The sequence below is a fragment of the Agrobacterium sp. GW821-FHT02D03 genome (assembly GCF_059421725.1).
In genome coordinates this window covers 902,535-915,662 of sequence record NZ_JBWKVN010000002.1, presented here as the reverse complement: position 1 = coordinate 915,662, position 13,128 = coordinate 902,535, and the positions used below count along the sequence as shown (strand labels likewise).

The 13,128-nt window shown below is 58.2% G+C and carries 13 protein-coding genes; all 13 read left to right on the top strand.

Annotated elements, in window-relative coordinates:
• Window positions 1–9: 9 nt before the first annotated feature.
• The 13 genes from AC07U5_RS17580 (at window position 10) to AC07U5_RS17520 (ending at window position 13,025) form a co-directional block, all read left to right on the top strand.
• Entirely contained in the window at window positions 10–297 is a 288-nt protein-coding gene (locus AC07U5_RS17580) for a DUF1330 domain-containing protein (RefSeq protein ID WP_062423671.1), read from the top strand.
• A 119-nt stretch (window positions 298–416) separates the two neighbouring features.
• Window positions 417–1,397: a complex I NDUFA9 subunit family protein gene (locus AC07U5_RS17575; RefSeq protein WP_313590680.1), complete on the top strand. Its 981-nt coding sequence runs from the start codon at window positions 417–419 to the stop codon at window positions 1,395–1,397.
• 223 nt (window positions 1,398–1,620) lie between these two features.
• The gene (locus tag AC07U5_RS17570; RefSeq protein WP_494724302.1) at window positions 1,621–2,214 is read left to right on the top strand and encodes a hypothetical protein; all 594 of its coding nucleotides are present in this window, start codon (window positions 1,621–1,623) and stop codon (window positions 2,212–2,214) included.
• Between the two features lie 53 nt (window positions 2,215–2,267).
• Window positions 2,268–2,960 (top strand): glutathione S-transferase family protein, encoded by a 693-nt coding sequence (locus AC07U5_RS17565; protein ID WP_062423668.1) that lies wholly within the window; start codon window positions 2,268–2,270, stop codon window positions 2,958–2,960.
• Between the two features lie 82 nt (window positions 2,961–3,042).
• Window positions 3,043–4,179: a tRNA epoxyqueuosine(34) reductase QueG gene (gene queG, locus AC07U5_RS17560; RefSeq protein WP_494723781.1), complete on the top strand. Its 1,137-nt coding sequence runs from the start codon at window positions 3,043–3,045 to the stop codon at window positions 4,177–4,179.
• Complete coding sequence (locus AC07U5_RS17555; protein ID WP_494723780.1) at window positions 4,180–5,058, top strand: SDR family oxidoreductase; 879 nt, start codon at window positions 4,180–4,182, stop codon at window positions 5,056–5,058. It begins immediately after the preceding gene.
• A gap of 380 nt (window positions 5,059–5,438) precedes the next feature.
• A complete protein-coding gene (locus AC07U5_RS17550; RefSeq protein WP_494723779.1) occupies window positions 5,439–5,807 on the top strand; it encodes a septal ring lytic transglycosylase RlpA family protein in 369 nt (122 codons plus the stop codon).
• Between the two features lie 157 nt (window positions 5,808–5,964).
• A complete protein-coding gene (locus AC07U5_RS17545) occupies window positions 5,965–7,254 on the top strand; it encodes an RsmB/NOP family class I SAM-dependent RNA methyltransferase (protein ID WP_494723778.1) in 1,290 nt (429 codons plus the stop codon).
• A 156-nt stretch (window positions 7,255–7,410) separates the two neighbouring features.
• A complete protein-coding gene (locus AC07U5_RS17540; RefSeq protein ID WP_494723777.1) occupies window positions 7,411–8,688 on the top strand; it encodes an imelysin family protein in 1,278 nt (425 codons plus the stop codon).
• 96 nt (window positions 8,689–8,784) lie between these two features.
• Window positions 8,785–10,305, top strand: a complete 1,521-nt coding sequence (locus tag AC07U5_RS17535; RefSeq protein ID WP_494723776.1) for a di-heme oxidoreductase family protein — start codon at window positions 8,785–8,787, stop codon at window positions 10,303–10,305.
• The gene (locus tag AC07U5_RS17530) at window positions 10,305–11,426 is read left to right on the top strand and encodes an imelysin family protein (protein WP_494723775.1); all 1,122 of its coding nucleotides are present in this window, start codon (window positions 10,305–10,307) and stop codon (window positions 11,424–11,426) included. The genes AC07U5_RS17535 and AC07U5_RS17530 overlap by 1 nt, the downstream gene beginning before the upstream one ends.
• 1 nt (window position 11,427) lies before the next feature.
• Entirely contained in the window at window positions 11,428–12,519 is a 1,092-nt protein-coding gene (locus AC07U5_RS17525) for a DUF1513 domain-containing protein (RefSeq protein WP_494723774.1), read from the top strand.
• A gap of 50 nt (window positions 12,520–12,569) precedes the next feature.
• Window positions 12,570–13,025 (top strand): TspO/MBR family protein, encoded by a 456-nt coding sequence (locus AC07U5_RS17520; protein WP_062600350.1) that lies wholly within the window; start codon window positions 12,570–12,572, stop codon window positions 13,023–13,025.
• Window positions 13,026–13,128 lie beyond the last annotated feature (103 nt).

Here is a 13,128-nt window from a genome sequence, read left to right as displayed (position 1 = left end):
ACGAAAGCCATGACCAAAGCCTATTGGATCGCCCGCGTGGATGTTCGCGATGCCGAGCGCTACAAGGATTATGTCGCGACAGCCAAGCCGGCTTTCGAACGCTACGGGGCAAAGTTCATCGCTCGCGGCGGTGCATTCACGGAGCTGGAGGGCCAGGCACGCGCCCGCAACGTCATCATCGAGTTCCCTTCGATGCAGCACGCTGTCGATTGCTATAACTCCGAAGAGTATCAGGCCGCAGCTAAAATTCGCCAGGAAGTGGCCGATGCGGAAATGGTTGTCGTCGAGGGAATTTGAATAGCACTGGACGGCTCTGTCAGTCGCCGTTCTGCTTCATACTGTTCTCTCTTCCCGTGCGCCGAGCTTTCGGCTAAGACACCAGAATATATCCATTAACGCTTCGCAGGAGCCGTCCCATGCCCTTGGCCAACCTTCCTCCTCTCGTCACCGTTTTTGGCGGCTCGGGCTTTGTCGGGCGGCATGTGGTTCGCACGCTCGCAAAGCGCGGCTATCGCATCCGCGTTGCGGTGCGCCGCCCGGATCTTGCAGGCTTCCTGCAGCCGCTCGGTAATGTCGGCCAAATCTCCTTTGCCCAGGCGAACTTGCGCTACAAGGACTCGATCGTCCGTGCTGTTGAAGATGCCGATCACGTCGTCAATTGCGTCGGGCTGCTGTTCGAAAATGGCCGCAACACCTTTGACGCCGTGCAGGAGTTTGGTGCGCGCGCCGTCGCTGAAGCGGCGAAAGCGGCAGGCGCGACGCTGACCCATATTTCGGCAATCGGCGCCGATGCAAATTCTTCGATTGGATATGCCCGCACCAAGGGCCGCGCAGAAGCCGCGATCCGCTCCATTCTGCCAGACGCCATCGTTCTGCGCCCATCCATCGTCTTCGGCCCTGAGGACGACTTCTTCAACAAGTTTGCCGGCATGGCCCGCACGCTTCCCTTTCTGCCATTGATCGGTGGTGGAAAGACGAAGTTCCAGCCCGTCTATGTCGAAGATGTCGCAGAAGCCGTCGCCCGCAGCGTCGACGGTCAGCTGAAGCCCGGCGCCACCTATGAGCTTGGCGGCCAGGACGTTCTGACCTTCCGTCAATGTCTCGAGGCGGTACTGGAAGCAACCTACCGCGAACGCCCGATGGTCAACCTGCCGTTCGGCATTGCCTCGTTGATGGGTTCGGTGGCGTCCCTCATTCCGCTGATCAAGCCTCCCTTTACCTCCGACCAGATTGCCCTTTTGAAGAATGACAATGTGGTATCGGCTGAGGCTGAGAAGGCGGGTCTGACGTTGGAAGGTATGGGGATCACCCCCGTTCGCATCACCTCGGTGCTGTCGTCCTATCTGGTCAGCTACCGCCCGCACGGCCAGTTCAGCAATGCGGGAAAAGCCGCTTAAAGCACAACTCTTCCTCTTCTCAGCACGAACGGCGCTTCAACTCTCTGAGTTGACGCGCCGCGTGCTTTGATGAAGTCGATTGCGACTGCGCTACGATGCCTGCGGTTTTTTCAAAACACGCTGCAACCAAAGATTACTCCACCCGTTATGACCCCAACGAGCGTTCGGCGGCGAATTCGTCGCGACGTTCAAGGGGTGGGAATGTCGCGGAAACGCGTGGGGAATGCCGCAAGCGTGGCGCAAGGGCAACGGTGGAAAAGTCTTCACATTAACCCGGTGTTCAGCAACGTCAGTTATTGGTAAACGCCACAATCACGACACATCCTCCATCGAACAACCAAGCAGCGGCGTGACCGCTCGTATTTTAATTTTGAAAGGCAATGAGAAATGGGCAGGTCTATCGCACTCTTTTTTGCGTGTGCGGCGTTGGTTGTTCTGGCAGGTTCGTTCATGGCTCCGGGCACGGTTGCCGCGGGCAAGACCGGTTGCTCTCCTGCCTATGGGGTTGACCCATGCGCAACGAGCTCCATCTCTGCGCAGTGAGGTCGATGGCCCTGACGGCCGTTGCGTGAAAAGGCTAAGCGCCCGGAGGGAAAATCCAGGGCGCTTTTTTATTTTAGCCGCCAAGGCCGTCACGAAAGAGAAAGTGTGTCGTGCATCCTTGCATGCACAAGGGACACTCCATCTTATCCGAGCCTACCCATTGCGTTTTCCGAAAATCGGTCCCGATTTTCGCGCCCATGCTGTGGTGCAACGCAGCATTAAAGTTACGTTAAAAAAACTTCGTCTATTATTTCATGCCGAAGCCGCACTTTGAGCTTTTTTCCACCACAGATAAGCAACCGCAAGAAACACAAACTCTGAGCGCAAATGCCAACTCTTTATCATTCCTCCATGTCGACAGCATCACGGTTCGTCCGGCTGATCCTTGCCGAATATGGCTTCCAGATCGATCTTGTCGAGGAGCAGCCTTGGGAAAAGAGGCGGGAATTTCTAGCGCTCAATCCTGCCGGTACCTTGCCCGTCTATCTCGACGACAATATGCGCTCGCTCTGTGGGCCTTATGTACTGGCGGAGTTTCTGGATGAGGCGCATGGCGTGCTGAAGCGCGATCGTCGTCTTTTGGCGGAAGAACCGTTTCAACGCGCTGAAATCCGTCGTCTGACCGAGTGGTTTCTTCAGAAGATGGAAAACGACGTCACCAAGCCCTTGGTGCGCGAGCGTGTCTACAAATTGCAGATGACGGCTGCCCAAGGTGGCGGCCCGCCGGACTCGAAACTTCTGCGGACCGCCCGGTCGAACATTCGCCAGCATATGAAATATCTCGAATGGCTTGCGGGTTCGCGCACCTGGATCGCCGGTGATCGCTTGAGCTATGCTGATCTCGCGGCCGCAGCATCGGTCTCCATTCTTGACTATCTCGGGGAGATAAACTGGCTGGAAGCGCCGATTGCCAAGGAATGGTACCAGCGGGTTAAGTCGCGCCCGTCCTTCCGTCCGCTGCTGGCCGAACGCGTGCCGCGTCTGGCACCCTCTTCCCATTATGCCGATCTCGATTTCTAATCCTGTCACCACGCATTATATGTAGCGTCTCAGTCGGCGCGGTGCCGGCTGGCGTCGCAGGAGAAAAGCAATCGACACGGTCTTGCAGAAGCAGGAGCTGCGCGCCCGCAAGCTGACGAATTTCGTCAAAGCGGAAGCAACGGCGCTTGGCTTCGACCTCTGTCGGATCACCTCGCCGGACGCTGTTCCGCAGGCGCCGGAGCGATTGCGTGAATTTCTCGATAGCGGCTTCCACGGCACCATGGGCTGGATGGCGGAAACGCAGGAGCGCCGGGCCTCCCCCAAGACCCTGTGGGGTGATGTCCGCTCGATCGTGATGTTCGGACTGAATTACGGACCGGATGAAGACCCGCGCACAATCCTCGAAAAGCCGGACAAGGCCGCAATCTCCGTTTACGCCCGGAACCGCGATTATCATGACGTCATCAAAGGACGGCTGAAGGAGATCGCAACACGCTTTGCGGCGCGTGCCGGAGAAGACGTGAAAGTCTTTGTCGATACCGCGCCAGTCATGGAAAAGCCGCTGGCTGCCGCTGCCGGTCTTGGCTGGCAGGGCAAGCACACCAATCTCGTCAGCCGCTCTTTCGGCTCATGGCTCTTTCTCGGCAGCATGTTCACCACGGCCGAACTCTGTCTCGATGAGGCTGAGAGAGATCATTGCGGCTCCTGTCGCGCCTGCCTGGACGCATGCCCGACCAACGCCTTTCCGGCGCCCTATAAGCTCGATGCGCGACGCTGCATTTCCTATCTGACAATTGAGCATAAAGGGCCGATACCGCACGAATTCAGACCGATGATCGGCAACCGCATCTATGGCTGCGACGATTGCCTGGCTGCGTGTCCCTGGAACAAGTTCGCCGCCAGCGCATCGGAAATGAAGTTGCAGGCGCGAGACGATCTCAAGGAACCCTCCATCGACTTTCTTCTTGGGCTCGATGACGCTGCATTCCGAACCTTCTTCAGCGGATCGCCAGTCAAGCGGATTGGTCGCAATCGTTTCATACGCAACGTTCTGATCGCGGCCGGCAATTCAAAGGATCAACGCTTGGTCGAACAGTGCAAGCGTCTGACAAGTGATGCATCACCGGAGGTGCGCGGCATGGCCGTCTGGGCACTCTCACAGTTGATGGACAGCCATAGCTTCCATGCTTACGCTGCGGCGCACACGACCGAAGACGATTCGGATGTGCAGGAAGAGTGGCGTATCGCAGGAGCATAGATGTCGCAGCTGATGATTTTCGGTGCCGGATATTCCGGCAAAGCAATCGCCAAAAGTCTTCAGGACAGCATGGACCAGGTGTGCGGTACCACGCGAAGCGCAGACCAGGCCGACAAGCTGCAATCGCTCGGCATCACCCCCTTCATCTTCGATGGCGAAATGCTCAATGACGATTTGCGCGCGGCACTCTCGACCGTCACCCATCTCGTCCAATCGATTGCTCCCGGCAAGACGGGCGATCCATTGTTGCGACTGTGCGGTGGGGATCTGCAATCGCTCATGCCGCAGCTGAAATGGGCTGCCTATCTTTCCACCGTCGGCGTTTACGGCAATCACGATGGCGCATGGGTCGATGAGCAGACGCCTTGCAAGCCCGTTTCGGCGCGCTCGCTGGAGCGCGTGGAGGCAGAGCAGGCGTGGATCAAAGCGGCGAACGACGCCTCGGTGCCGCTCTGTATTCTGCGTCTGTCGGGCATTTATGGACCGGGCCGCAACGGCTTCATGAACCTGGAAAAGGGGACTGCCCGGCGCCTGATCAAGCGGGATCAGGTGTTCAATCGCATCCGCGTCGAGGACATCGGGGCAGTGAGCGCTTTCCTTGTGTCGCACAACGCCGACGGCATCTTCAACGTGACGGACGACGAGCCGGCGCCGCCGCAAGATGTCGTAACGTTCGCCGCGGAGTTGATGGCGATCGAACCTCCTCCCGAACAATCCTTCGAGACCGCGGAGCTGAGCCCCATGGCCCGGTCCTTCTATGGCGAGAACAAAAGGGTCTCCAACGGCAAGCTCCGCCAAATGGGCTTTTCGTTTCGCTACCCCGATTACCGCGGATCGCTGCGCCAATTGTGGGAAAGCGGCACCTGGAAAGATGAATGAACGTTCATCTTCAAAGGGTGAAAAATCCATCCAAGTGGCGTTTTGAGAATGTTTATCATCGTCAAATTTGTCTTTAACCTTTTATTAATGTGCAAATTTAGGGGATTTTTTCAGCTTTTAGAAAATTATTTCACTCGACTTTTGTGAAGTCGTGACTCGTAAGCTGGTGCCGCAATCCTTTTGCGCTTGTGGTTTGATTCTAAAGAAATTTTTCCGAAACCATAGACGGCTATCTAAAATTGACTTTCACGCTGCCGATCACGAATGTTACAGTCTGTAACAGTTCGTGATTGGAAGAAGGCAAGTTTTTGCCATTTTTCCGCGTCCCTAAACTCTCCGCAATTCATTCGGCGCGGGGCCGAGTATCAGGGAAGCACAGTTTGACGACTATCCGACGCATGACTATCGCGGCAGCAACTATTGCCGCCTGCTGTTTTATCGCTCCTCTTCAAGCCATTGCCGCAAATGGTTGCGGCGGCGCATCTTGGTATGCTCTCACTTCCAAGACTGCTTCCGGCGAAAGGATGAATCCTTCCAATCTGACCGCAGCGCATCGCTCCTTGCGGTTCGGCACCAAGGTCAAGGTGACCAATGCCCGCAATGGCAAAGCCGTTGTCGTTCGCATCAATGACCGTGGCCCGTTCATCAAGGGTCGTGTTCTCGACCTGTCCAAGGCTGCAGCCAAGAACCTCGGCATGGTTAGCTCCGGTACCGCCAAAGTCTGCTACGAGATCGTTGCCGCCAAGTAAGACTTGTTTTGCCGCATGTCGTTCTCGCGAGGCCGTTTAAACGCTTAACGTGAACCATGCTTTGATTTCCGAAGTGCTTGTTCGGGAATTCCAGCCTAAGCCTTGCCCTCGCCGCCATTCGCGTCTACCAACTGGGCATCACAAAATGAGGTAGACAATGCGTTTGGGCGGGCGTTTGGCCGGAGCAATCGAAGTGTTGGCAGATATCGAGGCGCGCAGACGCCCCGTCGCCGACGCACTGAAGGACTGGGGACTGGCGCATCGTTTCGCTGGTTCCGGCGACAGGGCCGCCATCGGCAACATCGTCTACGATGCCCTTCGCATGAAACTGTCCCACGCATGGTTGATGGATGACGATAGCGCCACGGCGCTGGGCTACGCCGTCATGCTGCGCCAATGGGGCAAAACGCCGGAGCAACTGGCGCAAGAGTTCGATGGCGATAAGTTCGCACCCCCGCCTCTTTCCGAAGATTCAATCAACGCACTGAAAAGCCGCTCGCTGGCCGACGCGCCTCTGTACATTCAGGGCGATATTCCGGAATGGGTTCAGCCATCGCTTGAAGCGGCATTTGCAGACGACTGGCTTCGCCAGGCAAAAGCACTGAATGAACGCCCGACACTCGATCTTCGCGCCAATACGCTGAAGGCGAACCGAGATAAGGTGCTCAAGGCGCTGGAAGAGACCGGCGCGGTCGCAACCCGCATCGCGCGTCAAGGTATACGCATTCCAGCGGGCGAAGGTCCGTCGCGCCTGCCAAACGTCACAGCCGAGCTTTCCTTCCAGAAGGGTTGGTTCGAGGTGCAGGACGAAGGCTCGCAGATCGTTGCCGATCTGGCGGGTGCCACGGAAGGTGAGCAGATTCTTGATTATTGCGCCGGCGGCGGCGGCAAGACGCTGGCCATGGCCGCGTCCATGAACAACAAGGGCCAGGTTCACGCCTTCGACGCGGATAGAAAACGCCTGGCGCCGATCATCGAGCGTCTGAAACGTGCCGGCACGCGAAACGTCCAGGTGCATGACAGGCCGGCGGGACTGAACGCGTTCCGCGACAAGTTCGACCGCGTTCTCGTAGATGCACCGTGCACGGGCACCGGCACATGGCGCAGGCGGCCCGACACAAAATGGCGCATCACGCAACGCAATCTTGAAGAGCGCGTCGGTCAACAGGCCGAAGCTCTGGATCAGGCAAAGGCCTTTGTGCGTCCGGGTGGTGAACTTCTCTATGTGACCTGCTCCGTGCTGCCGGAAGAAAACGAACGTCAGGTTCGTCGCTTCTGCGCTGAAAACCCGGAATTCTCCATCACGTCGGCACTTGACCGGTGGACAAAGACCTTTGGACCTGCCGCGACCAAGCCCCATTCTGCAGATGGTGAAACGGTAACTCTGACGCCAGCGACGACGGATACGGATGGCTTCTTCTTCTGCGCCATGACCCGCAAGGGCTAGAAAGGATTTCCTCATATAAACGCTGCTGCAAGGCGATAAGACCGTGTCAGTCCGTTTGTTGGAAAGCTTCTAAACTAGAATATTTGACACCAGTTTATGATTGGTTCAGAACTCGCCTTCACAGCCTCGTTACCGCAGTGCTGGACAGGAGAGAGCATGTTTCGCAAAACCGTTCTAAGCGCCAGCATGGCGCTTTTCGCTGCATCGTCAGCCTTCACCGCGGCGCCCGCAAGAGCAGCGACCGATCCCGCCGCCGTGGTCAAGCATTATGCCGAGTTGGCTGAGGCGAAGTATCAGGATTCACTGACCACCGCACAAGCGCTGGACAAGGCGATCGACGCGCTGATTGCGGCGCCGAGTGACGCAACGCTGAAAGCTGCCCGCGAAGCATGGATCAAGGCGCGTGTTCCCTACCAGCAGTCTGAAGTCTATCGCTTCGGCAACCCGATCGTTGATGAGTGGGAAGGCAAGGTCAATGCATGGCCGCTGGATGAAGGCCTGATCGACTATGTCGATAGTTCCTACGGCACGGAGAGCGACGAGAACGAACTCTACACGGCCAACATCATCGCCAACAAGAAACTGACCGTTGGCGGGGAAGTGGTCGATGCATCCAAGATCACGCCCGAACTGATCCGAAGCCTTGCAGAAGCTGGCGAAGTGGAAGCCAACGTCACCACGGGCTATCACGCGATCGAGTTTCTGCTGTGGGGTCAGGATTTGAACGGCACCGGCCCGGGAGCGGGCAACCGCCCCTATACTGACTACGACACGAAGAACTGCACGGGCGGCAATTGCGACCGCCGCGCCGATTATCTGAAAGCCGCTTCGACCCTGCTGGTCTCCGACCTGAAGGAAATGGCCGCGAACTGGGCACCGGACGGCGAAGCCGCGAAGAATGTCGAAGCCGATCCCAAGAAGGGCTTGTCCGCAATCCTCACCGGTATGGGGTCGCTGTCCTATGGCGAGCTTGCGGGCGAGCGCATGAAGCTTGGCCTGCTGCTGCACGATCCGGAAGAAGAGCATGATTGCTTCTCCGACAACACCTATAATTCTCATCTCAACGACGCGATCGGCATCGCTTCGGCCTATACCGGCGAATACACCCGCGCCGACGGCACCAAGATGACCGGACCTTCACTCTCCGAACTCGTTGCCGCCAGTGACAAGAAGCTGGACGACGAGATGAAAGCGAAGCTCAACAAGACGCTCGATGCCATGCACGCGATGGAAAAGCGCGCCCAGACCGTTGAGGCCTACGACCAGATGATTGGCGAAGGCAACAAGGAGGGTAACGCCGTGGTGCAGGCCGCCATCGACGGGCTTCTCGACCAGACTAAGACGATCGAACGCGTGATTGCCGCCCTCGACCTCGGCAAGATCGAGCTTGAGGGGTCCCAGAGCCTCGACAATCCAAACGCCGTCTTCAAGTAAGATAGATTGATCCGAAAAATAGATGAGGCTGCCATCCCGGACGGCCTCATCACCTCGTTTCCATTTCTCCAAGCCGGGTCATCGTGAGCCGAGGACATGAAGCGCACTGATCTCGTTCGGCTTGTCACGCCCACCCTCGCCCTTCTCATATGCGGCCTGCCGTCACTGGCTGCCGATGCGACACGCCGTGACATCTCCCAAAGCGATCTCGATCGCGTTCGCGCCGTCACTAGGCCTACGACCGATTTCTCCAAGGCCGAGCCTTTCGAAGCCATGTCCGCCGGTGGGGCGACAACCAGGGTTGCGCCGGGCAATACGTCCTTCTCCCAACCGTCCGCCAACATCGCCCTGGAGCAGCGCCAGGACTTCAAGCTCGGCCATGCGCTGTTTCAGAAGCTGTGGGTGTCCTCGCCTTCATCAACGCAGGCCTCCGATGGTTTGGGGCCGCTCTATAACGCCCGCTCCTGTCAGACCTGTCATATCAATGACGGACGCGGGCGCCCGCCGCGGGAGGGCGAGGACGCCGTCTCGATGATCGCCCGAATTGCACGCGCTCCGCGCACGCCTGAAGAAGACAAGCTTCTCCAGGATCATCGGGTCCTCAATTTTCCCGATGTGACCTACGGCGCCCAACTGCAAAACCTCGCCGTGCCGGGTTTGCAGGCGGAAGGCAAATTGACCGTTTCCTACGAGGAGCGGACGGTTACGCTTGGCGACGGCGAAATCGTGTCACTGCGCAAGCCGAGCTATCGCGTCGATGGCTTGGCTGCTGGACCTCTCGAAGCCACAACCTCCATCTCACTCCGGATTGCGCAGCCGACGCTTGGCCTTGGCTTGATCGAAGCGATCGCTCAAGAAGACATTCTCGCCAATGCCGATCCTGAGGATAAAAACGGTGATGGGATTTCCGGCAAGCCCGCCTTCGTACGCGACCATCGTTCAGGCACGTTGTCGCTCGGTCGTTTCGGCTGGAAAGCCCAGAACGCAACCGTGCGGGATCAGGCCGCAATGGCCTTTTCGCATGATCTCGGCATATCGACGCCCGACGCACCCACTGCCTATGGGGATTGCACGGAAAGGCAGACGGACTGTCTTGCCATGCCGACCGGCGTGCAAAAGCGGTTGGGCGACACCGAAGCACCCTCCCCTGTCCTCGATCTTGTGACGGTCTATACCGAAAACCTGAGCGTTCCTGCCCGACGCAATGTGGATGCCCCAGACGTTCTGCGCGGCAAACAAATGTTCTACGACAGCGGCTGCACGACCTGTCACACGCCAAAATTTGTCACAAGACGAAACGCCGACGATCCCCTTCACTCTTTCCAACTGATCTGGCCCTATTCGGATTTTCTTCTGCATGACATGGGCGACGGTCTGGCGGATGGGCAGCAGGTTGGTGACGCGACAGGCAAGGAATGGCGCACGCAGCCGCTCTGGGGTATTGGCTTGACGCGCGCCGTCAACGGCAACGAGTTCTACCTGCGTGACGGGCGGGCCCGCAGCCCGACCGAAGCAATTCTCTGGCACGGGGGTGAGGCACAAAAAGCGCGCGACGCCTTTGCTGCCTTGCAAAAATCCGACCGGCAGGCATTGCTGACATTTCTGGAGTCTCTTTGATGGACATTTCGATGCGTAAACTTCTGGCAAGCCTGCCGCTGACGATCCTTCTCTTCATGGGTACGGCCAAGGCCCAGGATGTCGAGTTGATGCCACCGCCGCCGCTCGACCCCGTCAAGGTGCGTGCGACGACGGAAAAGGCCGTCGACGGGTTTATCCGCCCTGGCTATGAGACATTCCGCGACAAGGCACGCGCGCTGGAAAGCACGATGCAAGCGCTCTGTGCCGATCCATCCGCCAATAAGATGAACGATGCCAAGCAAGGTTTTGCCGATACGGTGGACGCCTGGTCGCATATCGAAATCGTCCGCGTCGGTCCGGTCATCGAACAGAACCGTTTCGAGCGCATTCTCTATTATCCGGACAAGAAGGGTCTGGGCCTGAAGCAGGTGCAGCGCTATCTCGCCGACAAGGATGAGAGCGTGACGACGGCAGACGGATTGAAGACAAAGAGTGTCGCAGCACAAGGTCTCGGTGCTCTGGAGTTCGTGCTCTACGGCACCGGCGCCGAGGCTTTGACCGGCCAGAAGAACGATTTTCGCTGCCGCTATGGCGCGGCGATCGCCGGCAATCTTGCCAATATCGGAAACGAACTGGTGACGATCTGGACGGCACCGGACGGGACCGCAAAGAACTGGAAAGAGCCAGGCCCGGACAACCCCGTCTTTCGCGATGAGCGGGAAGCACTGGTCGCGCTTCTTGGCGTGCTCGTTCATGCATCGGAAGCGATCCGCGACCAGCGCATCGAGACCTTCTACAAGGGGCCGGACAATGTGAAATTTCCGCGCACCGCTATCTACTGGCGCTCCGGTCTCACCTGGAAGAGTATCGGCGACAACATCGCCGCCGTCCAGGATCTATTGCATACTGCCCATATGGGCGATCTCCTGCCACCGGATCAGCGCTCGATCATCGGCTCTATCGACTTCATCGCCAAATCCATGGTCCGCGTCTCCGGCAGCATAAATCCCGATGTCGAAAAAGCCTTGGCTGACGACAAGGAGCGCGCCAAGGTCGATTACCTGCTGTTGAATGGCAAAGACCTGATCTACCGCATCAACGACCAGTATGGTGGCGCCATCGGTCTGAGCTCCGGCTTTTCGTTCTCGGACGGAGACTGACGTGGACAAGGACCGGCGGCTTCTTATCGACAGACGCAGCTTCATCAAGGCTGCCGGTGTCCCCTTTCTGGCCTCGCTTGCGCCGCGTTCGCTTTTCGCGCTCGAGCGCACCGACGCCGTCTTCGCCTCCGCCTTCCGCGGTCGTGACGGTGCCTATGGCGTGGCGACGCTCAGCGAGGCGGGAGAGATCATCGACAGGGTCGCCTTGCCGGCACGCGCGCATGGTATGGCTTTCAGCCCGGAGACGGGTATGACGGTCGCTTTCGCCCGCAGGCCAGGCACCTTCTTCGTCGCCTTCGATCCACGCGGTCGTCGCGCTCCAGTGGTGATCAACACACCCGAGGGGCGGCACTTTTACGGTCATGGACAGTTTTCGCCGGATGGTACGATCCTCTATGCCAGCGAGAACGACTTCGACGGCAATCGTGGCGTCATCGGCCTTTATGACGCACAAGACGGCTTCCGCCGCTTCGGTGAATATGACGCCCACGGGATCGGCACCCACGACATGACGGTGAGCGCCGATGGCTCGATGATCGTGATTGCCAATGGCGGTATCGAGACACACCCGGATTTTGGCCGCACCAAACTCAATATCGATCGCATGGAGCCCTCGCTGGTGCTTCTGGAGGCTGCGACCGGCAACCTGATCCAGAAACACACACTCCCGGAGCAGTTGAAGCAGCTTTCCACCCGCCACGTCGATCTCGGCAATGACGGTCGCATCTGGTTTGCGTGCCAGTATGAAGGTCCGCGCAATGACCTGCCCCCACTTGCAGGCTATTTCTCCAAGGGCGAGGATCTGCGTTTCGTAGACCTGCCAGATGAAACGACCGGGCGTCTAGCCAACTACGTCGGCGCCATCGCGGTCAACCGCAAGGCGGGTGTGGTCGGATTGACGTCTCCCAATGGCAACGCCTTCGTCACGCTCGACGAGAAGCACGGCACGGTGCTGACGCAGACCGCATTGCGCGAAGCGGCAGGCGTCGCCGCATCGAATAGCGGCGTCATCGCCTCCTCCTATGACGGAGATTTTGCGGGCCGGATGAGTGCTGTTTCATGGGACCAGCACATCGCGCGCATCTCTCGCTAATTTGTTGAAATGGCGCGGGAACCAAAGCCTGTCGCCACCATTCATGCGGCATGAAGAACGCGCTCGTCGTCTATCTCGTTTTTATTGCTGTCGTCGTGACCTGTGGCGCGTTGATCGGCATCAACAACGTTCCCGGCGACTGGTACCAGTCCCTGAACAAGCCGCCATTCAATCCTCCCAACTGGATTTTCGGCCCCGTCTGGACCACGCTCTACGTGATGATCGCTATCGCCGGCGCGCGCACATGGTTGCGAAGCCGTATGGGCGGACGGATGCAGCTTTGGGGCAGTCAGATGCTGCTGAACTTCCTCTGGTCGCCGATGTTCTTCGGCATGCAGAGCCCGGCAGCGGGTCTGATCATCATCGTTCCGATGCTGATCTGCATCATCGCCTTCATCATTCTGACCTCCAGCCGCGACCGGCTGTCCATGTTGCTCTTCATCCCCTACGCGGCCTGGGTCGGCTTTGCCACGCTTCTGAATGCCAGCATTCTCTATTTAAACTAAAGCGCCGTGCGTCCTGCTGGACGCACAAAGGATGCCTGACCTTTTTGAATCGACGCACCGTGCTTTCCGAAAATCGAGGCCGATTTTTGCAAAGCATGATGCT

Coding starts and splice junctions, on each gene's coding strand:
- AC07U5_RS17580 (WP_062423671.1), top strand. CDS start 10: ATGACCAAAGCCTATTGGATCGCCCGCGTGGATGTTCGCGATGCCGAG.
- AC07U5_RS17575 (WP_313590680.1), top strand. CDS start 417: ATGCCCTTGGCCAACCTTCCTCCTCTCGTCACCGTTTTTGGCGGCTCG.
- AC07U5_RS17570 (WP_494724302.1), top strand. CDS start 1,621: ATGCCGCAAGCGTGGCGCAAGGGCAACGGTGGAAAAGTCTTCACATTA.
- AC07U5_RS17565 (WP_062423668.1), top strand. CDS start 2,268: ATGCCAACTCTTTATCATTCCTCCATGTCGACAGCATCACGGTTCGTC.
- AC07U5_RS17555 (WP_494723780.1), top strand. CDS start 4,180: ATGTCGCAGCTGATGATTTTCGGTGCCGGATATTCCGGCAAAGCAATC.
- AC07U5_RS17545 (WP_494723778.1), top strand. CDS start 5,965: ATGCGTTTGGGCGGGCGTTTGGCCGGAGCAATCGAAGTGTTGGCAGAT.
- AC07U5_RS17540 (WP_494723777.1), top strand. CDS start 7,411: ATGTTTCGCAAAACCGTTCTAAGCGCCAGCATGGCGCTTTTCGCTGCA.
- AC07U5_RS17535 (WP_494723776.1), top strand. CDS start 8,785: ATGAAGCGCACTGATCTCGTTCGGCTTGTCACGCCCACCCTCGCCCTT.
- AC07U5_RS17530 (WP_494723775.1), top strand. CDS start 10,305: ATGGACATTTCGATGCGTAAACTTCTGGCAAGCCTGCCGCTGACGATC.
- AC07U5_RS17520 (WP_062600350.1), top strand. CDS start 12,570: ATGAAGAACGCGCTCGTCGTCTATCTCGTTTTTATTGCTGTCGTCGTG.